Origin of the sequence: Psychrobacter sp. (assembly GCF_041554015.1) — a bacterium.
GTDB lineage: Bacteria > Pseudomonadota > Gammaproteobacteria > Pseudomonadales > Moraxellaceae > Psychrobacter.
The window spans coordinates 1-23,376 of sequence record NZ_JBFFMS010000001.1 but is presented as its reverse complement, the minus strand read 5'-3'; the positions used below and the strand labels follow the sequence as shown (position 1 = coordinate 23,376).

The following is a 23,376-nucleotide window of genomic DNA, read 5'->3' as shown; positions in this document are numbered from 1 at the left end:
CAGTCTGTAAATATTTTTAATGGACGAATTTTTCCAATTCTAATAATTCCAAATCCTGACGCTTTGGCTCGCCATTGTTGCCGTCATTTGGAAACGGCATTTTATGGCCATTTAGTTGATAACCACGGCGCTGATAATAAGACAATAGCTCCGGACGATGACTTAAAATAGACATGGTCAGACGGGCAGGGTTTTTATCAGAAGCTTTATCATCTGATTGTAGATGACGAGCGGCAAATGTCTCAGCTGCTTGCAAAATCACATTGCCAATGCCTTGCCCTTGTAGCTCAGGATGGACAGCAAACATACCGATATAGGCTTTTTTATTATCAGCATGACCTTGCATATCCACTCCGATACAGCCTAATAGCTCACCGGTTTCTTCGCCATCACGCGCGCCTGTGATCGTCTTTGGGTATACAAAGAGATAATGGGTGGGGTTGGCAATGGTACTGGCCAGCTCATCTTGAGTGATACGAATACCACCGATTAAGTCTGCTTCATTGGTCCAGCCTTCTGTCTGCCGATAGCAGCGGTTCAATAGCTGTTCAAGTGCGCCGATATCACTGGCTTGTGCTTGACGTAAAAAAACGGTTTTATTATTAGTCATTTCTTCATTCATATTATTTTGTCCTTTTATTATTTGTATATTCATTTCATTATAAAAAAGTTATAAAGAGGCAAATAGCAATTTTTGTAGCCTCTGTCGGCGCAGGCACAGCACGCAAAAAAAAATTTATCCACCTTATGTATGGGTAAAATAGGTGAGATTTTTCTTTACTATATATCATAGATTAAAAAGCTGACCTAAATAAATAGCTCAGCTTTTATAGTAATCTGTATCTGCATAAAGTACTAGCGCGATAATGCCTGCGCTTGCTCGATGATATCGAACCCTGCGTTAATCTGTGCCCGTGTTGGTGCATGACCTTGACGTAATAGCTCAGAGAATGCCACCAGCTCTTTATCACGTCCAAGCGCGCTTGCGGCACTGGCTCGCGTGTTCTCGCCTTTGTCATCAAAATAGTATTCTATGTAGTTAAAACTCTCAGGCGCACCCAATAAAACAGCATAATCTGGCGTCGCAGCATGTCCGCTATAGCGCAGGCTTTTGCCATATTGCATCGTCCAAAAGAAGGGAATACACTCTGCAAGCGAGGTGACCTTGTCATCGTCTAGTATCGCTGCTGCCGTCACCATGCCATGTTGTAATGCCACCCGCCAGTGCTCGATACGCATATGCCCCAGCTTACTAGGCGCTTTAGCGATATCGCCCAGTGCATAAAGACCGTGACGCAATTGCAGCTGCTCGTCAACTTGTACCCCATCTGGATGATTGGTATCCTGTAATAGCGCGATACGCGGTGTAACCCCTGTTCCTAAGATGACGATATCAGCATCGATTTGCTCACCATTGGCTAATGTGACGCCAGACACTTGTGAGAAATTATCTTCATCATTATCAGTAGTATTTTCAGCTGTTGTGATTTCAGCAACGCTTGCATCAAACAAAAACTCTACACCGTTTTCTTTATGCAATTTGATCAGCGCATCACTGACTGTTTCTGAGACAATATTGCTCATCACCCGATGCGTTTGACCGATAACGGTGATAGAAGCGGTCGTGCCCGATTGCGCCAATGCTGCCGCCACCTCCATACCGATAAAACCTGTCCCGACGATCACCACGCGCTGATCATGACTGGCGGCTTTGATTAGTTTGGCATCTTCCATGCTGCGCAGGGTATAGACACCATCAAGGGTTGCGCCTTTAATAGGGGGAATTTTAGGTTCAGCGCCGGTTGCGACGACTAGGTAATCTGCTGTTTGTCTATTCTCATTATCATCCTTATCTTTCATTACAATGCTGCGCTCATTGGGCAGCACCTGACTGATAGTTTGGTTTAAGTGCAGCTCAATATCGTGTTTACGCGCCCAATCTGCGCCGCCCAGTAATAGCTTGTCTTCTGGCATGTTACCTGCCAAAAAAGCTTTGGATAGTAAAGGGCGGTTATAAGGGGCTTTGTCCTCAGCACTCACCAAGGTAATCTTGCCACCATAGCCTGTCTTACGCAGCTGATGGGCGGTCATAAAACCTGCACCGCCGCCGCCAACGATAACAGTATGGGTATCAGTTAGTCTATCCGCTTTAATATGCTTATTTATCTTGACTGAGGTATCAACCGTTAGGCTGTCGCCATTATCGATAATTTGATATTGAGTCAAGCCTTCTGTCGCGATTGGCTCTAATAATGCGCCATCACGGCTATCAAAAGTTGCATGATGCCAAGGACAAATAACACGATTACCGCACCGTAAACCATCGCCCAAATTTGCTCCAGCATGCGGGCATTTACCGTCAAATGCGCTAAATTCATCCTCATCACGGGTAATTAAAATGATACTATCGTCATCTTGCTGGTACGATTTCATGCCACCGCTGACGATATCAGCTTTGTTTATCGTGACTGTCGTTATAGTCGCTGCATTACTCATAAGTCATCCTTAACGGTTATAATCATGCCTACTTAAAGCATATCGAGACTCATCGATAGTAGCAAGCCCACTAAGATGATGCTGTTGCTTTGTATGTTGACCACGTTGCAAAACGTAATGACTGCTTTTTTTATCCCTATTAATGTTCTATAAAATGTAAAAGACCCTCTTATGACTGTTCAAGACCATGATATTACCACCGCCACCGATACCGCCCAGTTACCGCAGCCTAGGCAGCAGCCGTTAAAACAAGCCACGTATAAAGCTTATAACACAGATTTTATTGTCAATGAATTACTACCATTAGCGTTCACGGGTGAGGGTGAGCACTTGTGGTTACATATCCAAAAGTCTGGGATAAATACCGCTTATCTTGCAAAACTGTTGTCCGAATGGGCAGATATTCCCTTACGGGATGTCGGTTTCTCAGGACTAAAAGACCGTCATGCGCTAACGACCCAGTGGTTTAGCCTGCGCATACCCAAAAAGCAATTACCAGACTCTGAGTTTACACCTGTCGATATCAGTGCCAATGAGTCGGTCACCATCCTTGAGCAGCAGTGGCACAATAAAAAACTCAATCGCGGCACGCACCGCGCCAATCAATTTATTATTACCTTGCGCGATATCGAATTTGCAGGTTTTGATAATGCTTCTATCAATCCTGAACATATCGTGTCTGCCAAGCAAGCAGTCGAGGAGCACTTAGCAGCCATCAGTCAAAGCGGCGTGCCCAATTATTTTGGGCCGCAGCGCTTTGGGCGCAGTGGCAATAATATTAGAGAAGCATTGTCATTGTTTGCACGTCCCGTACCTGAAGTACGTCCGCAGCCTAATAAAGGCAAACGTAAACGCGTGCCACGTGAGCAAAACACCATGGAGCTGTCGGCCGCGCGCAGTTTGATATTTAATGAGATATTGGCAGCACGTGTCCGTGATGGCAGCTGGAATAACGGGCTTGCAGGTGAGATATTTAATCTAGATGGCTCAGGCTCGATATTTAGCAGCGACGAGATAGACGACACCTTACGGGCACGACTTGAGTCAGGCGATATCCATCCGACCGCTGTACTTTGGGGCAAAGCTAATGAAAAGGTTAGCGGCAAAGCAGCAGCCATAGAAGCAGATATAGTCGCCCATAGTCCATTATTAACCCAGCTAGCCGCAGGTCTGGAGCAGCGCGATATCAAAGCGCAGCGGCGCGCGCTGCGTTTGCCTATTGAAGCATTAAGCTGGGAGTGGCAGGATAAAGACGATGGGCTGATACTGGTACTAAACTTTACGTTAACGACTGGTAGTTTTGCGACCAGCGTATTGGCGAGCTTGGTACAGACATTGAATACTTAAACGTCCTTGTTATCATAGATACTGAAGATATCAGTCGTAAACACCGAAGATATCAGTCATAAATATTGAAGATATCAAGGGTTAAAGTGACGACTTATTTGCGAGCGGTATAAAATGAGATAACGGTGCTTTTTTCTGCTGCTAGTACTTCATTAGCACTAACGACTTGATTACGTCCACGATCCTTGGCTTCATACAGGGCTTTATCAGCGATACAAATCAAGCGCTGACAGATGTCGATGGGCAATTGCGCCTTTGCGATTTCTGTAGCGACGCGTTTTCTTCTATGAGCAATTCTTCGCTGCGAGCTGTTTTGTATTGAGCTGCTTTTTTGCAGCCGCTTAAGAGATAAGCGGTCTTTTTTCAAATGATTTGGCGATTGGACATTTTCTTTACCTTCAGTCGCCCTATACTCACTTTGAATCTGAATACGTTCATCATGCGTCAAGGTATAAACCCCCAAACTTGCAGTAACATTAAAATCGGTATGGTTGTCCCCGCTGATGACCTGCTCAGCAATATCTCGCCGCAGCTGTTTAGCAATCGTCATGACGCTGTCATGCGAGGTATTTGGGAGCACGATTAAAAACTCTTCTCCACCATACCGACTCACAATCGCCGCATCGGTCAATGAATTCAATAAAGTCTGTGCAACTTCGCACAGTACGTGGTCGCCAACATCATGACCATAATTATCATTGATATTTTTAAACCAATCCAAGTCTAATAAGATAATGCTAAAATCCTGCTGATCGCCCATTGCCAAAAGGGCCTGCTGCATTTCTGTTAAGCCGTAACGGCGACTTTTCAGTTGGGTCAATTCGTCATGATTGGCATACTGCATAATCTCAGCTTTACTGTTATCCAATATCAACAAAAGCGTGCGGAACATATAGATGATAAAAATGGCTTTTGGCAGCGACATATAAATATGTGTGCTGCGCCAAAAAAACGCAGAAGAAGATCGCAGCTGATTAAAAGTATCCCAGCTGAGGGTACCATTTTCAAATATCGACGCGGAGACGGCTTTCTCGATCGCTTCGGTCTCGCTATAGGTCAAATAGCTATAACTGTCCAAGGGGAAAGAGGTCATCGTCATTTGTTGCAGATTGGGAATGCTAAAACCAAAATAGGGAATCAACGTCGCCAAAAAAATCAGCATACTATGCGCCAAAAATGCCTTCCAGACATAGCGACGCCGGATGAGCATCATACCGAGCATCGCCCCGCCTACCAGCGACACCCCCGCTACCAGACTGCTGTGACCCATCATCAAAACAATCAACGCAATATAGGTACTATAAAGCGTGATTAAAATCGCCTGCCACGCATGTAGTGAGCCTTGAGCGGTTTTGATAGGCGATGAGCGACTGACCATCCATAAAAAGAAGAGACCGAGCAGCGTAATAGCAATCCATAGAGGATACAACAGCGCCATGTCAACATATGTGCCATAGGTATCTTTATGGAACCAAACAAACAAACACCAGATCCAATGTAAGGCGATTTCCATCAACACAAACAAAGCTAGTAGCAACGCTCTATCAGCAGCCTGCCACTCAAAAATGACTCGCGAGAGTTTTCTATAGCCTAGATGAGATATCGAAAAAGCCATAAGGGGCTACCGCAAAGAATGAAAGTGATTGAGCCAAAAGCATAGCAATCTATCCGGTGTCGTGATTGATACTAAATCTGAACGTGTCATTGAGTGTGGCAATTTTTCTCTTATTTATCAATCTGTTTAATTGATTTAGCGGTTAATAAATTCAGCCTGCGTTTATCTAAGACAGAGCGGTGAAAGATTGCCAAATACCTTGCTGCTCAGGATGCATATTGGGGACATCGCCCAAGCGTCGCCATGGCATATTGCTCCCATGAAAGTCGCTGCCTATCGATGCTGCAAGCTTGTGCTCAGCGATACTACGATCAACCATTCTACGGGTGCTGACAGGCTCGCTATTGGCAGGTAACTCACAAGCATCACCGCCAAGCTGCGCAAACTCTTCGATAAGCTTACGGACACGCGTCGCTGAGAGCTGATAACGTGTTGGATGTGCCAACACCGCTTTGCCGCCACATTGGTGAATCAGTTCAATGCCACGCTGCATCGTCAGCGCCTCAATCGCCACATAAGCTGGCTTGTTGTCCGCCAGATATTTATCAAAGGCTTTTTGTACGGTCTTGACCTCGCCGCGCTCAAACAATACTTGTCCGATATGTGCCCGTCCGACCGCTTGCGGATTGCCACCTGCTTTGGCGAGAACCGCTTGCCATAACTCATCGTAATCGATACTGAGTAGCTCACTGAGCTTTTCGGTGATACGCTGACCACGAGTGGCGCGGCTGTCTTGTAACTGCTGTAGCGTAGCGTGCATTTTTTCGCGATCACTAAAATCAAGTCCCAGTACATGGATGATTTTAGTGGTCGATTTATTTTTACCATAGCCGCCACTCAAGGTGTGCTCACAGCTAATTTCTACGCCATTGATAAGTTGTATGCCGCAAGCATCAGCCGCCGCACGCGCCTCATCGATACCGAGCAAGGTATCATGATCGGTCAAAGCCAATACCTTGATGCCAGCACTATGAGCGCGTTGCACCACTTCTACCGGCGCATAAGTGCCATCAGAGCAAGTACTATGACAATGTAAGTCGATTTTCATAAAGCAGACCTTAAGGTTTTGAATATTTTTGATGTAAATAGGACCAAAAGCGCCAAAGCAGCTCATATCAGAGGATTATAGCGTTGATTGCTTTTTTTTGGCGCAGTAGACGTGTAAACTAGCGCATACGTTTTGGTTGGATATTTTATTTGCTATGAAAGCCTTATTAGACTTCATTCCTTTAATCGCGTTTTTTATTGCTGCCCGTTACAATGGTATTTTGGCGGCAGCTGGCGCATTGCTTATTGCCACTATCGTCGTCTATGCGATTCACTTTGTGCGTCAAAAAGGCAAATTCGATAAACAACAATGGGTTGTTTTACTATTAACCATCGTTTTCTGCGGTGGCACTTTACTGTTACGTGACGATATTTACCTGCGCTGGAAATCACCCATCATCAACGGTATTTTTGCGCTCACGCTACTGGTCAGTGCTGCAATCAACAAACCTTTAATGCAATTGGCAATGAAGGATGTTTTTTCGCTCACGATGAGTGGTTGGAAAAAACTGACCGTCGCTTGGGCATTGTTTTTTGCCATGATGGGCATTTTGCATTATATCACGGCATTTACCATGTCTGATGAGGCTTGGATTAACTTTAAGACTTATGGCTGGATTCCGCTCATGTTGGTATTTGTCGTTGCTCAGTTTTTGTTATTAAAAAAGCATCTAAACCCTGCGTTAACGGATAAGTCCGCCAAATAAAATGTTACATGGCAGCTGATATTTTATCGTAGATTCTCTGTTATCTCTGAATGTCGATGATAACTGTCAGGCTTTAAAAAATCTGAAAAGACAAAATGCCGCGTTATCATTATTTATCCTAACGCTTTATTTTTATTAATTGAGGAAGCCGCATGTCCTTATTTGCCATTATCGGTCACGACGTAGCAGGCAGTAGCGCTCAACGTCAGCTGACACGTGCAGAGCATATTGAACGCTTACAAGTCTTAAATTGTGAGCAGCGCTTGGTTATCGCTGGACCTACGCCTATCGAACATGGCAAAAATGAGATGTCAGGCAGCCTTATCATTGCTGATTTTGACTCGCTTGAGGTAGCCCAAGCGTGGGCAAGCGCTGAGCCATATTTGCGCGACGGTGTCTACAGTCATGTCGACATCAAGCCATTTATTCAAGCCCTACCAGCAGTGAATGTCAGCACAAGCAATGAGGTGCCAGCATCGTGATTCAACGGTTACTCTCATTAAAAAGTCCTAATACTGCTTTTACAGCGATGGCTGCTGCGAGCCTAGTCTCCATTTCTGCTCTGTCAATGTCAGCATATGCAGCGCCGACTCAAACGACTCAGACGGATACTATCTCAGGTATTGCACCGGCATTAATTGCTGCCAATAATGCCCCTCAAACTCAAACAACCGCGCCAGTCCCGGAAATGGCGACCGCAGCAAAGCCTGCCACTGATATTAGTGATACCTTAGCAGCACAGCTACAGCCATCTAATAAAGCCTTATCTGCCGCCAATCAAGAGTTGTTAAGCCGTAATGCGCAGTTGCAGCGCCAAGTCAATGATTTGCAGACGCAAGCCAACGTCTTGGTCTATGAGAGTCAAGGTCAATTATTTTTATATGGTGCTTTTACCGTCTTGATTAGCTTATTGGTTGGTATTTTTATCTCTTGGCTGGTGTTTGTCCGCCGTGAGCGCTGGTAGCCACATTTTAACTCCTTACTATCATGCACTGACCTGATGGCTATTTGTTTGAGGCGTACTGAATACCTGCTTGATTGATGAATAATTATGTCAAAACCTGTCTCGATCAATACGAGCAAAAACACGACACCCGTACACGTTATCTTCCCCGCTAGCATTGAGTGGCAAACCGATGATGCTGGTCATAAAGTACCGATATCCGGCGAGTTTGGCGACGTGTATTTTTCGCAAGCGGATGGTTTAGCAGAATCACGTTATGTGTTTTTGGAGAATAACCAGCTGCCAGAGCGTCTAGCAAACCTTGCAGCAAAACAATGCTTTACTATCGCCGAATTAGGTTTTGGTACAGGGCTAAATTTACTTGCGACATGGCAGCTATGGCGACAGCTTCGACTAGCACACCCACACCTAGCAAGCGCTCGTTTGCACTTTATTACCACTGAAAAGCACCCTATACCACTGGGCGATTTAACCCGCATACTCAGTCTATGGGCGCAGCGTGCACCTGAACTGGCAGCACTGATTGAGCGGTTATTAGCCAGCTATCCGCCTCTTATCGCTGGTTGTCATCGACTTAACTTTATTGAAGATAACTTGACCCTTGATATCTGGTTGGGGGATGCAAGTGACAGCTTATCAAGTTTAGGGTTTGAGAGCCGTCTTAAGCGACCTTATATTGATGCCTGGTTTTTAGATGGTTTTGCGCCCTCGTGCAATGAGAGCTTGTGGGCTACAAGTATCTTTAGCCAAATGCAGCGCTTGTCATGTGCTGGCAGCACTGCTGCTACCTATAGCTCTGCTGGTATCGTCAAACGTGGGCTGCAATCGCATGGTTTTATTATCAAAAAGGTTAAAGGGTTTGGTCGTAAGCGTGAGATGCTTACAGCCGTTATGAGTGAGATGTCATCTTTAGAGAAGCCTCTCTCAACCTTATCTAACAAGGCACCGTTACCCAACCATCCTAACACTGCAGTCATTATTGGTGCTGGCGTGGCAGGACTGCTGACGGCATGGACGCTTGCCAATCATGGTATCAGCGTGACAGTGCTTGATAAAGACGCACCGCTGGCTGGTGCATCTGGTAATCCACGCGCCCTCCTTGCGCCTAATATGACGCCGATTCATCATGTCTACGAGCATCTGCATTCTATTGGCTACTTATACAGTGGGCGCTTATACCGCTATTTTAATCAACAAGTCGCTTTGCAAAAGTCGCCGTTAATATTTGAGCAAACTGGCACATTAGACTTATTGGTAAAAACCAATATTGGTACAGCGCAGATTGCCGACTATCCAGATAACATGGCAACCACCATCAGCACTCAAAAAGCACAGGATATCAGCGGTTTAGAGCATAAAGATTTAGCCAATAACTTATACCTGCCGCAATCTGGCTTAGTCAATCCACAAGCCTTAAAAACCGTGATTCTTGCGCATCCTAATATCGCCTATCAGCAGCTCAATATTACCGATATTAAAGAGACAGAAAACCATGTTATGTTGACAGGTTTTGCAGAGGATAAAAATGCAAGCCAATCTTCTTTGACTGTCACAGCGGATCATGTTGTGATTTGCGCAGCGTATGAAAGCCATCAATTGGATAAGCGTATCGTTAAATGCCGTACGATTCGCGGGCAACTGTCTTGGTTTACCCCAACTGCTGAGCAACTGAGCAAATTGCCTAAACTGCCGCTCAAATACAGTGGCTACTGTGCACCATTTATCGGACAAAACGGTGATGCGGCGCTGAATCCCATTCGCGAAAATCAGCCGCAGTTTTTACTTGGGGCAAGCTTTATCGATGGCGATACAGATATCGATATCAGACGTGCAGACAATCAGCAAAACTATGATAAATTGATTGAAGATATGCCTGAATTGAGCAGCATCTTGCCAAATGATATCAGTACATGGCAGGCACGTGCTGGCATTCGTACTCAAACGCTGGACTATCATCCACTGGTCGGCTTGCTTACCCAAAGTAAGCGTTTATGGACACTGTCAGCCGTGGGCGCAAAAGGTTATGCGATTGCACCCATATGTGCTGAAGCGTTAGCCGATATGATGTTAGGCTGTTTTACACCTTTATCTGCTGCGATGTTGGCGCGCCTCTTGCCCAATCGAGCACGGCTACATAATGCGCATACCCATAAAACACGTCCATCAGTAATCTAGGTGCCGTACCCCAGCTAGATGCCTAATTATTACATTCACTATGACCCTCATTAATGGATAGCGGTCCTATTATGAAAACCTATCTTTTTACTTTAGTAGCATCAAAACCGTACATTCAGGCAGCTGCCGTTTTTTTAAGTCTCTCATTATTGACTGCTTGTCAAAAAACCCCAGAGCCTGAAGAAACTCATGAGACACCAACTGAGGTGGCAACTCAAACGACGCCCGTCACCTCTAATATCAACGCAGTAAACAACACTGATGATATGAATACCATTGAACCTGCTACAAATCCAGAGCAAGATGTGAGAGCGGCACTAGAAGATCATATTGGCACAACAGCCAGTTCGGTCAGTGAGCCGGCTCCAGTGCCCAATCCCGAGCAAGCGATTAAAGGGGCGCAAATCACAGATGTTCGCTATAAAAGCGCGGCAGGCGAATCATTATCCGTCGTTTTTGAGACCTCGGCAGCAGGTATGCTCAACGCTATCGTCACCTTACCGAACAAACCAAAAATAACCTTAAGCGCGCCTGAAGGTCAAGGGAACAATCCCACCTATCGCTCAAGCGATGGCAGTATACAGCTGGTCAGTCATGCTGGCGGCGGTACGATCGACTTTATTCAAAATGATAAGATAACAAGCTTCGATGCCATTAGTGCCGATGCAGAAGTGATAACTGAATAAGCTATATAGCCATAAAAATACGTAGTGAAAAATGGCAATAAAAAGGCTGCAAACGTTGATATCGTTGCAGCTTTTTTTATTATTCATTTGACCTAGTTTATTTTATTTAACCAAATCCCGTGGTTTTACCAAATAGACCCACAAGCCAGCTCATTAGTGACCACAAACCCCAGCCAATAATAGCAATGACAATGAGACCTAACATATCAGGAATATGCAGATACAGCCAAGCAACCACTCGATTGCGCCAAAAAGCGCCAAACCGGCTCTGCTGCTTATCTTCAAGAGATTGATGCAAAAACGGTCGATCCATATGCATGGTTTCGGTGATGCCATATTCGTTTTGCAAGTGCTCATGGACGATGCTCAAAGTCTTACGGCTTGGGCGAATAAAAACATCAAGCAGCGTCCCAATCCCCGGTACGATACCAACCACCATATCAACCAGTGCCAATCTAACAGCGGGCGTCATTTTGTGCGCAGGGACGCCCAGCTGACGACCCAATATAAACGCATAACTGGTTAATGCCAGACCCGCCAAATCCCCTGCCAGTGGAATGGTCGAGAGCGCCGCATCTGCGCCCATGCCCTGCTTAGTAAAGGGCACACGTACAAGCGAATCCATAGTATTGGCAAATTTTGCCAATTTACGCTCCGTCTCAATCACTTGCTCGCGCGTCAAACCATGCGCCGCCAGTCTCGCCTCATAACCGCTCTTAGAAGCACCATGCGCAGAGGATTGCTTGGCCTTTAATCTCGAAAATTTATTGAGCTTATCCATTAAAAGTCGTCCATATACAAGCGATGGCTATAAGCGCAAAGACATAGCGCCCTACCCATATATTGGCTAAAAAAGCCTTAAAACAAGCCATCGCGTTACGACTGGCGCAGGCGCTGTTTTGCTTGGCAAACATCATGGCGACCAATGCCAAGCCAAAGACTGGCGTAATACCTAAGCTGGTCGGGGCAAAATAATGCCACATGACTACGCCCATGAGCACCAAAAACAACATCTGTAGTAACGAGATGATAATCACATCATAACGACCAAATAATATGGCGGTTGATTTGACCCCAATTTTTACATCATCCTCACGGTCAGCCATCGCATACTGAGTATCATAAGCGACGGTCCAGCACATATAGGCAATAAATAACAGCCAACACCAGATATCAGGCGCGCCCTGTATCGCCACATATGCCATCGGTATCGCCCAACCAAAAGCAGCTGCCAAAAACACTTGCGGCAAATGCGTATAGCGTTTCATAAATGGATAAATAAAAGCCAGTATCACAGCACCAAATGACCAATAGAAGACGTCAATGGGTAAAAACAGCAGTAAACTGGCACTGAGTAATACCAGTATTAAGAAAGCCGCTAGCGCCTCTTTGGCAGACAAACGGCCATCGGCTAACGGACGACCCTTAGTGCGGCTTACATGACCGTCAACTTTGCGATCAGCAAAATCATTAATGGCACAGCCTGCTGCCCGCATCAATATCGCTCCAAGGGCAAAAATCACAAAGATGCTAAGACTGGGCAGACCTGCTGTTAAGCCTGCGCCTTGTTGCTGCGCCTGTCCCATCGCCGCAAATAACACGCCCCATAATGTTGGCCACAGTAGCAGTTCGATACCGACTGGTTTATCAAAACGGGTTAGCTGGATATAAGCTTGTAGTTTGTTGTAAAAGGTCATGGTGTCTTAATTATTATGATTGGATTTGTTGCCACAAGTGATTGGCTTCAATGAGTGATATCTCAGGGTATTGCTTACGTAACGCTTTGATGGATGCCATCTTATTATTCTGACTCAGCGTTGCTTGCTGCCGTAAGTAGTTTATCTGTTCTTTAGGATTTCTAAGGGCTTCTAAATGTGCTTTGAGCTGTAGAATCTGTGTCCGCAGGGCAATATTTATCAGTAAGAGACCTGCTCCAATGACCCAAATTATAATCGTTGACATTCCTTGCTCCTAAATCAATCAAACGTAGATATGCTCAGTGTATTAAGCAAATATAGCAATCAGCAACCAAAGCAGCCTTCAATCAAAATAGCCATCAGCCAAAGTAGCGTTCAATTAAAGTACCAATTAATCAAAATAGCCATCAAAACGTAGCGCTTCATTACTCCAGCTCTCGCTTGGCGATTGATTGGCAAGTAGCGGAGCATATTGTGGGCGCTTAACGATGACACGACCTTGCGTATGACCTTGTTGACTGACTATGCTTCGCGCCGATTTTAGTAACAGCTGTTCTTCATCCAATGTTGGCGGACGCGCCAATTGATGTAATGCTTGCATATGCTTACCGACTTTCGCCCCCTTCCCCGTCTTATTATCTTGGTAGCTATCTTCTGGAAACATAGGGTCCAGATATACCACATCGACGGCTTGCTCGCTATCTGCCTCTATAGGGTTATCATGTCTGGCAATATGCAGACTTTCAAAATAGCTTAACGCATCGGCATTGATAATCTGCAAACGTGACATCAGCTTTTGCCAATTTGGCAGTACACTTATACGCTGCTGTTCTACAAGTAGTAGCAGCGCCATCAGTGGCTGCTGCTCAAGCATGGTCACTTGGGCACCCGTACTCGCCAGTATCAAACTATCATGACCAAAACCAGCAGTTGCATCAATCACCCTGCTATCTGCGGTCAATTTTGCCGCTTGTAGTAGCAACTCAGACTTACGGCCTGCACTGACGACACGCCGCTGCAATTTATCCCACTCAGGCGCAACGCTTAACCCATCACTTAACCATGAAAGCTTATCTTTTTCATCCAACAGCAAGATAGGTTGGGTAGCTATTTGACTCAGCTGCTGTCGACGCTTTTGGTTTAGTCTGTCTGTTATCAGCTCGATAGTTAAAACAATAGGCAGTCCATGTTCAGCTATCAGTGCTTGCAATCTCTCAACTTGGCTTACCTGCGTTTCATTAACATAAAATAGTTGGCAGTTGATAACAGTGGTCGGTACTTGGATCGTTACTTGCTTTATATTGGTCACGACTGCCACTCCTTTTTGATACTGACACCCTTCTGATTGACTATTAAAAGCCCTTTTATGATCAAATCTAGCCGACCATTTGATAGCCAAAACCCCAAGCAGCTATTAAGACCAATACACCCGTGATGATGCGCAACCATGCAAAGATTTTAAAGTCACGACGACTGACCCAAGCAACCAATAAGCGAATACAAAGTAAGGCGACGATAAATGACACGGTGGTACCAATGCCTACTACCCACCAATCTTCGCTGCTGCTCAAAACATCACGGTGCTTTATAAAATCTAGGAGCGCGGCACCAATAATAACCGGAATACCCAAAAAGAAAGAAAATTCAGCAGAAGCTTTACGTGAGACGCCAAGCCACAGGGCACCAATAATCGTCGCACCTGAGCGTGAGGTACCGGGTATCAGTGCAAGGCACTGCATCAAACCTATCATCAAAGCTGTCTTTAGGCTTACGTCCTCAGCTTCTTCTGCAATAATAGCTTTTGGGCGATTTTCAACATAAAATATCAGCAAGCCGCCGATAATCAGCATAATTGCCACGACGATAGGATTAAATAAATAAGCTTTAATTTCATCAGCAAAGGTAAAGCCAACGATCATCACAGGAATGGTGGCGACAATCAGACTAAGTCCCAGCTGACGTGGGTTCTTCATACCCTCTGCCTTACCCGTCAACAGCCCCATCAGAGCCTGCCAGAGTCTGCCCCAATAGTCATAAATCACCGCTAAAATAGCGCCAAACTGTACTACCACCACAAACAAATCGACCTTTTCTTTGGTCCAAAAACCCATCAAATCAGCAGATAAAATAAGATATCCTGTGCTAGAGATGGGTAAAAACTCAGTGATACCTTCAACGATACCCATGATGACAGCTTGAATTAATAAAATAATATCCACGATGGCTTTCCTAAATACAGACCAGCTGTCTGTTTGAGATGATTTTTAGAGTATTTTTATATTTTAACTGGCGCTGATAATGGCTGGTAATAGCTTATGATCACTATGCCTTCCCTTGCTCTTTGAGCGTTTTCCACGCTTGATTGCGTAAGTATTTGGGTAAAGCGTGCGCCGCTTCCGTTCCACCATCCACCATAAACTGGGCAATACCCAGTCGTCCCATTACAGTAGCATCGGGATGAGTCTCAGTATGAATGATCTGACCGTCATGCAGCGTTAATAAACCAGCACCATTACCAACGATAGGAATATTAAGCGCCGTCTGGCTATGATAATCAAGCAACTGCTCGCCATCTTCGGCATTATCTGGATGAACGGGCTGCATAATAGTATCTATCAGCATATAATGCCCGAAATATACCTGCTGCATACGCGCATCAAGGGCGCTATATACTTCTTTTAGACCATACTGCTGATATGCCGTTTGTGCAATTGCTTGCAAGCTTGAAACGCCCACACAAGGAGTATCATGCGAAACCGACAATGCCTGTACCACTGCCGTATTGATACGTATACCGCTAAAGGCGCCAGGACCTCGGTTAAAGATAAGGGCTTGTATATCAGTCAGTTTTAGCTGCGCCTCAGATAATGCCGCGTCAATCATCGGCAAGATTTGCTGGGTCTGCTGGCGTTTACCTGACTCAGTATGGCTTGACAGCACTTGCCCACTTGCGTCTAAAATCGCGATCGAACACTGATCAAACACGGTATCCATTGCTAAAAACATCATCACCTCGGCTCATTCTCTTGGCATCGTAAAACTGCGTCTATCATAGCATTTAGGATGGATTAATTGACTGACTTTCTATCTTTTTAACACATTGTTTGTGAGAATTTATGCAAACAGCATATACATAAAAACCTCAACGCTAAATGGCATTGAGGTTTTTATGTTATAAGTATTACAAATAACTTTAAATCAATTAAAAGCGCTTTTTAAAACCCTTAGGCGCTTGATTTTGTAGCTCTTGCATCTGTTTTTGCATGTCTTCAGCGCTTGGCATACTATTTGGGTCAAGTCCCATCTGTTTTGCCATTTGCTGCGGGTTCACATCTTTTGTGCCGCCTTTTTGACCGCCACCTCCGAACAATGGACCACCGCCGCCCGCTCCAGCGCCGCCGCCCATCAGCCCTTGCATTGATTTCATCATTTTGCTGATACCTTCAGGCTTAGAAATCATCTTCATCATTTTTGCCATTTGCTTATGCTGCTTGAGCAAACGATTGACGTCTTGAATCTCACGACCTGAGCCTGCAGCAATACGGCGCTTACGACTTGGGTTGATTTTATCAGGATTTTTACGCTCAAATGGGGTCATCGAATTAATCAGGGCTTCCATCTCCCGCACTTTTTCTTCAGGTTTGGCATCTTCGACCGCTTTTTGCATATCCGAGCCGCCCATACCTGGCATCTTATCTAAGAAGCCTGCCATGCCGCCCATGCTTTTCATTTGCTGAAACTGGGTCAATAGATCCTCAAGGTCGAACTCGCCGCCCTTTTGCATCTTTTTCGCCATTTTCTCGGCTTTATCACGGTCAATCTTTTGCTCAACTTCTTCGACCAAACTTAAGACGTCACCCATACCAAGGATACGCTGGGCGATACGCTCTGGGTGAAACAGCTCTAGGGCGTCAAGTTTTTCACCGCGACCCAAGAATTTGATCGGCTTACCTGTGATGGCACGTACAGATAGCGCCGCACCGCCGCGAGCATCACCATCAGTCTTGGTCAAAATAACGCCCGTTAATGGCAGCGCATCGTTAAAGGCTTTGGCAGTATTAGCCGCATCTTGACCGGTCATCGCATCAACAACAAATAGGGTTTCAGAAGGATTAACCGCAGCGGTGAGCGCTTTGATTTCATCCATCATGGTTTCATCGATAGCGAGACGGCCGGCGGTATCAATGATCAAGATATCTTGATACTGAATCTTAGCTTCTTCGATAGCGCGGCGGGCGATATCGATTGGGTTTTCATCAACACTTGAATTGACGAACTTAGCCTTTACTTGTCCTGCCACTTGCTCAAGCTGGGCAATCGCCGCTGGACGATAGACGTCAGCAGACACCAACATGACTTTTTTCTTATGGCGCTCTTGTAAAAACTTTGCCAGTTTACCAGCCGTGGTGGTTTTACCCGCCCCTTGCAAACCTGCTAGCAGATAAACAACTGGCGGCTTACCCGTCATCTCAAGCTGCTGATTGGCACTGCCCATCATTTCGGTCAGCTCGTCATGGACGATTTTGACAAAAGCTTGACCTGGCGCCAACTCTTTGAGCACTTCAGCACCAAGCGCTTGCTCTTTGACACGCTTTACAAAATCGCGGGTCACTGGCAGTGCGACATCGGCTTCTAATAGCGCCATACGCACTTCACGCAAAGTGTCTTTGATATTGTCTTCGGTCAACTGTCCTGTGCCTGCGATATTGCGCAGACTCGACGATAATCGTTCTGTTAAAGTATCAAACATAAATAGCTCTCAGTTAAAATAATGCTGTGTAAAACTTAACTCTTTATCAATGAAAGAGCTGGTACATAAGATTTGAGTATGCGATGGCGGGCATTTAAGCCCAATTGCCAAGCATTTATCAGGAATACATAAGATGGTGCTCAATTGACTGCCATTTTATGATAAATTGGACAATTATTCTAATAATACCACTTTAGCATAAAATTAAGCGCGTATTTTGCGCCCATTATGAGATGAGGTTCTTTATCTTGCAACTTGCATTCTTACTTGCTGTGATGGCTTACTTTTTAGTCAGCACCTATATTGGTTGGGCGCTGATTCAAGATAAACCTATACGTAAAGGCCTAAGCTTAGGCTTATTGTTTGTGGGCATGTTGGCACACGCAGCGCTACTTTATCCGCACGTAGTCACACTTTATGGGCTAAATTTCAATCTGTTTAATATCATCAGCTTAATCAGTTTGTTCTTTTTGTTTTTTTACGTCATGTTTTCTCTGTATCGACCGATTATCAGTCTCGGCATATTGGCGGCGCCGACCGCTCTTATCGGTATCTTAATTGGTTATGTTGGACGCGCGCCTTATCGCCCGATTACGGATATCAGCATAGGGCTTGAGACTCATATTCTGCTATCGCTTGCCGCCTATTGTGTGCTGCTGATGGCAGCGGTACAAGCGCTGGTTTTGCGATTACAAATACGTGAGCTTAAGCATCAATCGATTCATCGTTTTTGGGTCAATAAGCTGCCATCTCTTCAAAGTATGGAGAGTCTATTATTTGATATGCTATTGGTCGGCTTTGTCCTACTTAGCGTTGCACTCGGCATCGGGTTTATCTACGTAGAAGACTTGATGGCGCAGCATCTTATCCACAAAACTGCCTTTAGTCTATTGTCATGGCTGCTATTTGGCGTATTGCTTATCGGTAATTGGCGAGCTGGATGGCGCGGCAAACGTGCCGCAAATATGACCATTTATGCTTTTATTTTATTGGCCATTGGTTTTGTAGGTAGTAAGTTTGTGCTGGAGATGCTGTTATAAAACCTGTGCTACGATAGTGATCTTGAAAAAAGCTGCCCGTAATAAATAGTAATACGGGCAGCTTCTTTGTTAAATGCGTTTTTCTTAATTTCAAATCGCGTTAATAAAAAGCTAATTAAAGACAACTGTCTTATTACCCGCCACAATTACCCGATTCTGTACATGCCAATTGACGGCGCGTGCCAATACATTGCGCTCGATATCACGACCAATAGCACGCAGTTCAGTGACGCCTTGACGATGAGTGACGCGGTGCACATCTTGCTCAATGATAGGCCCTTGATCGAGCTCAGCGGTCACATAATGGGCGGTTGCCCCAATTAGCTTCACGCCTTTATCATAAGCCTGACGATAAGGATCCGCACCGACAAATGCAGGTAAGAACGAATGGTGTATATTGATGATTTGCATCGGCCAGCGCTTCACAAAGTCTGATGATAGTATCTGCATATAGCGCGCTAATACCAATAAGTCATTACCCGCCATTAATGTATGAATCTGCTCTTCTGCCTCTACCTTATTGTCTTTGGTCACTGGCACGTGATGAAAAACGATACCAAAATTTTCGACTGCTTGGCGTAACGCACTATGATTACTCACTACGCAGGTAATCTCGCAATCGAGCAAGCCGCGCTGATGACGCCATAATAAGTCTAATAAGGCATGGTCAAATTTGGATACCAAGATACCAACTTTAGTCTTAATGGCATTGTCATGTAAGCGCCATTCCATATTGTGGCGTTTGGCAACCGTATGGGCAAAACTGGCCTCAAAATTATCGATAATCTCGCTCAATCCTGCTAAGGCAAACTCTAAACGCATAAAGTATTGACCGCCTTCATGAGCAGTTGAGTACTGATCTAGCGTAATAATATTACCGCCATAGCGATGAATAAACTCAGATACGGCTTGTACGATACCGGCTTGGTCACGGCATTTAATCAATAGTGTGGCTGTAGCAGTGATAGCGGAAATCTCTTTAGTTGCCACTTGAAGTGACTTTTTCGGTGAAGCAATCGTTGCAATGTCTGACATAGTGCGCCCAATTAAAATAAAACGTGCTGCTTACTATTAATATAGATAGCAGCATAGGAAACCGACTATTCTAATCGTTTTTGCAAGAATTTGCTGATTGAGTTGCTTGTATTTGGTTATTGATATTATAGATACAAAACCCCCAACGCGAGGTTGGGGGTTTTTTGTATTTTATAAGGTTGTTAATCTCTACTGGGCTTGAATTACTTTAGAAAAGCCAAATCCATTACTATTTACGCTAATAGTAGACCCTAAGTCAAATGCTTTACTAAAGTCTACTATGAAGCTGTTATAACCCGTAGATATGTTACTTGGACCTTCACCGTTAATAGATACAGAATAATTCGGCTGATAAGGAGATAAAACCACCTTAGAGATATCCTTCTCAGCATCGATAGTGATACTCATACTATCAATACATGGAACACCGCCAGTACCAAATGGACTTGCATGATCTATCCAAGGTGTCATTAAGCTCGAATCACTTATCGACAGGTCGCCCAACTGATACGGTAATACATAGTTGATACTTTGTGTACTCTCACTACCGTTCAAGAACGTTGAAGCATCAAACCGCACTTTCACCCAAGTTGAATAGCGTATTGGATAACGAATCTCAAAATCAGCTCGCCCTACTTCATCAGTTGTAAATGAATAACCATCTTCAGATACTTGGCCATTTATAATAGCTACTGGATTGATAGGATCTAATCTACCATTTCCTATACTACCATCATCATTGATATTGATGTCAGCATCTTTATCTAGAGTGTAATTATACTCTGGATCTTCAGTATCATACCAATTAGACTTAAAGATAAGTGGTTCTTGCTTAGTAGATGTCTTAAGTGCTGGCGTATTTACTGTACCATCTTTATCTATAGTATTTGCACCTTGATAAGCTACATTTGTATTCAGTAAGCATACCTTTCCTTGAGCGTATTCAACTGCATAAGACTTAATTGATACTTCTTTATTTGGCACAGCACGGCCCGAACCATCCATGACCGATATCGAACCACGTACAGTATAATAAATATCATCTGATGATATCTTATCAGCGAATGCTAAGGTGGTATACACTGCTTCTTCTGATACGGTAATAGTGGTTGTTCTAGTAGGAACATTAAATTTATCATCGAGTAGTCGAGCATTGATAATCACACCGCCAATAGGTGAGCTGGCGTTGGCTTGATAGACAACACGTGCTTCACCTCTACTGTTTGTTACTGCTGTGGCAGCTGACAAACGACCTGCTGAAGAGTCTGACGTGCGACTAAAGACAACGGTTTGTCCTTCAACTGGCACGTCGTTTTTATCTTTTACTGTAGCAACAATTTCAGTACTACCACCTGGAGTAATAACAGACTTCACCGCTTGGAATAGCATCTTATCAGGTGTGGTAGCTCGGAATCGCGTATCAACAGTAGCTCTATAGCGCGGTTCACCATTTGGCAATGTATCGCCCAATATGATCGCTTGTAAGGCAGTAATGCCAGCAAGCTGCGATGTTAAAGTAACTGGTATCGTAATAATATTGCCATTTATATTAGCGGCGTCAATGGTTTTTGTAACAATAACTTTGTTGTTAGCAGCACTACCATCTGCAAATTCACCAAGCGTAGTTTGCACTTCGACTTGCTTACCAATCAGACCTGCCGCTTGTACCGCTGTATCACGACGTATCTGAATATTTATGACCTGTGGGGTATTTACATCATAAACGTTTTTAACGTCAATAAAGCTAATACCTGCCTGCGAAACCTTAATCAGCTCAATACTATTTAGACTGCGTTGAGTATTGATGCTATTTTCACCCAAAGCACGAGCAAATACACGTAAGTTACCATTGCTATCAAAGGTCAAATTAGCTTCGTTAATATTAAATACTGCTTGACCATCTGCATTGCTAACAGCAGTCGCACTAGAATGGATAATATCACCGTTTGTGTCGACTAACTCCACACCAGCGTTGGCAATAGCACGTCCAGCGCCATCTACCAGAGTGGTACTAATAGTAGTTAGTCCTCCGTCTTTCAGCTTAGTCTCTGTAGCAGCAAGAGTAATTTCAGTACCTACTGCTGACAAGCTAAGAGATTTTTCTTCACGTACTTGCATACTGACTTTACCATCTGCACCGTACTGTGGCGTAACGAGTTTAGCATTAATCACTACACTATGATTTAGACGGGCATTGACCGTATTGGCGGCTAAGACAACACCAACATCGATCTGACCATTAGCATCCGTCGTTACCATACTCGGAGTCGTTAAAGCGGCGCCGCTTGCTTCTAAATTCTCAATACTAAACTGTACAGGCACCCCTGCTAGAACACCACCACTACTGTCAGTCACACGGAATATCGCATTCGTTTGGTCACCACCAGTATTTAATGTGGATTTATCAGAGGATGCTATGAGCTGATAACTATCGACTGTTGCGTTATCTACAGCAACAATATAGTTTTGCTCTAATTTAACGTTTTCTACGGTCGTCGTAGTTGCTGTTAAACGAATACCTGCTTGTAATATAGCTTGGTTGACATTCGCACCTGCTTCAAGCTTAAGGTCAAAAGTTGCCACGCCATCGCTATTAGTGTTAATAGTACCGTTAGAAACGCTAACCCCAGTTTTTATAGGATCGTCTACATTTAAACGAACAGCACGATTGGCAATAGCACCATTTTTATTTTCTAAACGAACGAATACCTTAAATGTATCACCTTTGGTATTAACAACTTTATTTGCCCCAATACTAAGACTTTCCTTGGTACCACTTGGATCTGGGGTAACTGTAGTCACTGAACTGGCTTGGGTTACTATATTACCATTAGCATCAGCTGCTGATAATCCGATAGAAAAGCTGTTGGCGTTTTTCGCAATCTCTGCTTTCTGTGCATCAGTTAAACTATTAGGTACAGCGACAGTAAAGACAGCTTTACCTGAATTATCAGTAATTTGACTACTACCTGATACTAATGTGACGCCTTGGCTGGCGATAGCTGCTGGCAGCGCCAAGAATACTTTTTGGCCCGCAACAACTTTTGGCTCTACTGATTTGTCTGCAACAGTCACTTCAATTTGAGTTTCTCCACCATTTAGATTCAGCGGGTTTGTCTGTTTAGCAATCAAAGAGATTGCAGCAGTCATAGACTGTACTTTGATTTTAACTTGCTGCTGCTTGCCTGTTAGCGTCTCTGTCAAGGTGGCGGTTAATACTTCCTTGCTAAGCGCTTCTTTTTCCGCATCAGTTAAACTGCCTGGGACCACAATATTAAAGTTAACTAAGCCATTTTTATCTGTAGTAGCAATGATATTTGACGAACCATTCTGCGCATTTACTATTAGAAGACTTGCTAGTGATTTGTTTTCAAATATTAATTTGACTGGCTGGCTAGTTATTTGTTCATCAGTTGATTGGTTATTAAGCTGAGCCTGTATCGTAACATTACTACCTACATTGTTAAGAATGTAGCCAGCTTGATTATCAATGTTATTAGTTGCATTAAGAATGCTTAAGTCAACTTTAGGAGTTGTGATATTAACTGTGTTGATTTCAGAGTAGGTAATGCCTTTTTCGACATAGGACAGCTGATAGTTAATACCAGTAAGCTTAAGCTTAGCCCGCTCTTCTGCTGTTAAGGTGTTGGGAATACTAACTATAAAGGTTGTCTCGCCATTAAAATCAGTTATTGCCGATTCTGTATTGATGGTAACGCCATAGTCAATCGCTACTTTACCCAACTGAATAGCAACTGTTTGTCCTGTAACAGGTAATTGCTTATCTTTGGTCGATAGCTTGACACTAATGGTACCT

The 23,376-nt window shown here is 44.3% G+C and carries 20 protein-coding genes; 7 read left to right on the top strand and 13 right to left on the bottom strand.

Annotated features, from left to right (window positions below; genetic code table 11):
* Window positions 1-16: 16 nt before the first annotated feature.
* Together ABYU67_RS00100 and ABYU67_RS00095 are read right to left on the bottom strand one after the other, a co-directional pair.
* Window positions 17-622 (bottom strand): GNAT family N-acetyltransferase, encoded by a 606-nt coding sequence (locus ABYU67_RS00100; RefSeq protein ID WP_372842913.1) that lies wholly within the window; start codon window positions 620-622, stop codon window positions 17-19.
* A 233-nt stretch (window positions 623-855) separates the two neighbouring features.
* Complete coding sequence (locus tag ABYU67_RS00095; protein ID WP_372842912.1) at window positions 856-2,496, bottom strand: FAD-dependent oxidoreductase; 1,641 nt, start codon at window positions 2,494-2,496, stop codon at window positions 856-858.
* 171 nt (window positions 2,497-2,667) lie between these two features.
* Between ABYU67_RS00095 and truD the strand changes: the two genes are divergently transcribed.
* Complete coding sequence (gene truD, locus ABYU67_RS00090) at window positions 2,668-3,843, top strand: tRNA pseudouridine(13) synthase TruD (protein ID WP_372842911.1); 1,176 nt, start codon at window positions 2,668-2,670, stop codon at window positions 3,841-3,843.
* A 94-nt stretch (window positions 3,844-3,937) separates the two neighbouring features.
* Here truD and ABYU67_RS00085 read toward each other — a convergent pair whose 3' ends face one another.
* Both ABYU67_RS00085 and ABYU67_RS00080 read right to left on the bottom strand, forming a co-directional pair.
* Complete coding sequence (locus tag ABYU67_RS00085) at window positions 3,938-5,458, bottom strand: diguanylate cyclase (RefSeq protein ID WP_372842910.1); 1,521 nt, start codon at window positions 5,456-5,458, stop codon at window positions 3,938-3,940.
* A gap of 166 nt (window positions 5,459-5,624) precedes the next feature.
* Complete coding sequence (locus ABYU67_RS00080) at window positions 5,625-6,506, bottom strand: PHP domain-containing protein (RefSeq protein WP_372842909.1); 882 nt, start codon at window positions 6,504-6,506, stop codon at window positions 5,625-5,627.
* 154 nt (window positions 6,507-6,660) lie between these two features.
* Between ABYU67_RS00080 and ispZ the strand changes: the two genes are divergently transcribed.
* The 5 genes from ispZ (at window position 6,661) to ABYU67_RS00055 (ending at window position 11,037) form a co-directional block, all read left to right on the top strand.
* Entirely contained in the window at window positions 6,661-7,212 is a 552-nt protein-coding gene (gene ispZ / locus ABYU67_RS00075) for a septation protein IspZ (RefSeq protein WP_372842908.1), read from the top strand.
* Window positions 7,213-7,364: 152 nt separating this feature from the next.
* Entirely contained in the window at window positions 7,365-7,694 is a 330-nt protein-coding gene (locus ABYU67_RS00070; protein ID WP_372842907.1) for a YciI family protein, read from the top strand.
* Window positions 7,691-8,176: a hypothetical protein gene (locus tag ABYU67_RS00065; RefSeq protein ID WP_372842906.1), complete on the top strand. Its 486-nt coding sequence runs from the start codon at window positions 7,691-7,693 to the stop codon at window positions 8,174-8,176. Before ABYU67_RS00070 ends, ABYU67_RS00065 begins: the two co-directional genes overlap by 4 nt.
* A gap of 87 nt (window positions 8,177-8,263) precedes the next feature.
* Window positions 8,264-10,351: a tRNA (5-methylaminomethyl-2-thiouridine)(34)-methyltransferase MnmD gene (gene mnmD / locus ABYU67_RS00060; RefSeq protein WP_372842905.1), complete on the top strand. Its 2,088-nt coding sequence runs from the start codon at window positions 8,264-8,266 to the stop codon at window positions 10,349-10,351.
* Between the two features lie 71 nt (window positions 10,352-10,422).
* A complete protein-coding gene (locus ABYU67_RS00055; RefSeq protein ID WP_372842904.1) occupies window positions 10,423-11,037 on the top strand; it encodes a hypothetical protein in 615 nt (204 codons plus the stop codon).
* A 106-nt stretch (window positions 11,038-11,143) separates the two neighbouring features.
* On the opposite strand, the gene ABYU67_RS00050 is transcribed toward ABYU67_RS00055, so the two are convergent.
* From ABYU67_RS00050 to ffh, 7 genes are all read right to left on the bottom strand, one after another.
* Window positions 11,144-11,818: a DUF4112 domain-containing protein gene (locus ABYU67_RS00050; RefSeq protein ID WP_372842903.1), complete on the bottom strand. Its 675-nt coding sequence runs from the start codon at window positions 11,816-11,818 to the stop codon at window positions 11,144-11,146.
* Window positions 11,811-12,734, bottom strand: a complete 924-nt coding sequence (gene ubiA, locus ABYU67_RS00045; protein WP_372842902.1) for a 4-hydroxybenzoate octaprenyltransferase — start codon at window positions 12,732-12,734, stop codon at window positions 11,811-11,813. The genes ABYU67_RS00050 and ubiA overlap by 8 nt, the downstream gene beginning before the upstream one ends.
* Before the next feature lie 13 nt (window positions 12,735-12,747).
* Entirely contained in the window at window positions 12,748-12,999 is a 252-nt protein-coding gene (locus tag ABYU67_RS00040; protein ID WP_372842901.1) for a hypothetical protein, read from the bottom strand.
* 126 nt (window positions 13,000-13,125) lie between these two features.
* Window positions 13,126-14,043, bottom strand: a complete 918-nt coding sequence (locus ABYU67_RS00035) for a class I SAM-dependent methyltransferase (RefSeq protein ID WP_372842900.1) — start codon at window positions 14,041-14,043, stop codon at window positions 13,126-13,128.
* A 67-nt stretch (window positions 14,044-14,110) separates the two neighbouring features.
* On the bottom strand, window positions 14,111-14,953 hold the full coding sequence (locus ABYU67_RS00030; protein WP_372842899.1) for an undecaprenyl-diphosphate phosphatase: 843 nt from the start codon (window positions 14,951-14,953) through the stop codon (window positions 14,111-14,113).
* 103 nt (window positions 14,954-15,056) lie between these two features.
* Entirely contained in the window at window positions 15,057-15,740 is a 684-nt protein-coding gene (tsaB, locus tag ABYU67_RS00025) for a tRNA (adenosine(37)-N6)-threonylcarbamoyltransferase complex dimerization subunit type 1 TsaB (RefSeq protein ID WP_372843111.1), read from the bottom strand.
* Between the two features lie 196 nt (window positions 15,741-15,936).
* The gene (gene ffh / locus ABYU67_RS00020) at window positions 15,937-17,484 is read right to left on the bottom strand and encodes a signal recognition particle protein (protein WP_372842898.1); all 1,548 of its coding nucleotides are present in this window, start codon (window positions 17,482-17,484) and stop codon (window positions 15,937-15,939) included.
* 233 nt (window positions 17,485-17,717) lie between these two features.
* Between ffh and ABYU67_RS00015 the strand changes: the two genes are divergently transcribed.
* Window positions 17,718-18,524, top strand: a complete 807-nt coding sequence (locus ABYU67_RS00015) for an inner membrane protein YpjD (protein ID WP_372842897.1) — start codon at window positions 17,718-17,720, stop codon at window positions 18,522-18,524.
* 111 nt (window positions 18,525-18,635) lie between these two features.
* Here ABYU67_RS00015 and purU read toward each other — a convergent pair whose 3' ends face one another.
* Both purU and ABYU67_RS00005 read right to left on the bottom strand, forming a co-directional pair.
* The gene (purU, locus tag ABYU67_RS00010) at window positions 18,636-19,499 is read right to left on the bottom strand and encodes a formyltetrahydrofolate deformylase (protein WP_372843110.1); all 864 of its coding nucleotides are present in this window, start codon (window positions 19,497-19,499) and stop codon (window positions 18,636-18,638) included.
* A gap of 249 nt (window positions 19,500-19,748) precedes the next feature.
* Window positions 19,749-23,376: Ig-like domain-containing protein (locus tag ABYU67_RS00005; protein WP_372842896.1), on the bottom strand; the 3,628-nt coding region annotated here is incomplete at its 5' end.

Coding starts and splice junctions, on each gene's coding strand:
- ABYU67_RS00100 (WP_372842913.1), bottom strand. CDS start 622: ATGAATGAAGAAATGACTAATAATAAAACCGTTTTTTTACGTCAAGCA.
- ABYU67_RS00095 (WP_372842912.1), bottom strand. CDS start 2,496: ATGAGTAATGCAGCGACTATAACGACAGTCACGATAAACAAAGCTGAT.
- truD (WP_372842911.1), top strand. CDS start 2,668: ATGACTGTTCAAGACCATGATATTACCACCGCCACCGATACCGCCCAG.
- ABYU67_RS00085 (WP_372842910.1), bottom strand. CDS start 5,458: ATGGCTTTTTCGATATCTCATCTAGGCTATAGAAAACTCTCGCGAGTC.
- ABYU67_RS00080 (WP_372842909.1), bottom strand. CDS start 6,506: ATGAAAATCGACTTACATTGTCATAGTACTTGCTCTGATGGCACTTAT.
- ispZ (WP_372842908.1), top strand. CDS start 6,661: ATGAAAGCCTTATTAGACTTCATTCCTTTAATCGCGTTTTTTATTGCT.
- ABYU67_RS00070 (WP_372842907.1), top strand. CDS start 7,365: ATGTCCTTATTTGCCATTATCGGTCACGACGTAGCAGGCAGTAGCGCT.
- mnmD (WP_372842905.1), top strand. CDS start 8,264: ATGTCAAAACCTGTCTCGATCAATACGAGCAAAAACACGACACCCGTA.
- ABYU67_RS00055 (WP_372842904.1), top strand. CDS start 10,423: ATGAAAACCTATCTTTTTACTTTAGTAGCATCAAAACCGTACATTCAG.
- ABYU67_RS00050 (WP_372842903.1), bottom strand. CDS start 11,818: ATGGATAAGCTCAATAAATTTTCGAGATTAAAGGCCAAGCAATCCTCT.
- ubiA (WP_372842902.1), bottom strand. CDS start 12,734: ATGACCTTTTACAACAAACTACAAGCTTATATCCAGCTAACCCGTTTT.
- ABYU67_RS00040 (WP_372842901.1), bottom strand. CDS start 12,999: ATGTCAACGATTATAATTTGGGTCATTGGAGCAGGTCTCTTACTGATA.
- tsaB (WP_372843111.1), bottom strand. CDS start 15,740: ATGTTTTTAGCAATGGATACCGTGTTTGATCAGTGTTCGATCGCGATT.
- ffh (WP_372842898.1), bottom strand. CDS start 17,484: ATGTTTGATACTTTAACAGAACGATTATCGTCGAGTCTGCGCAATATC.
- ABYU67_RS00015 (WP_372842897.1), top strand. CDS start 17,718: ATGAGGTTCTTTATCTTGCAACTTGCATTCTTACTTGCTGTGATGGCT.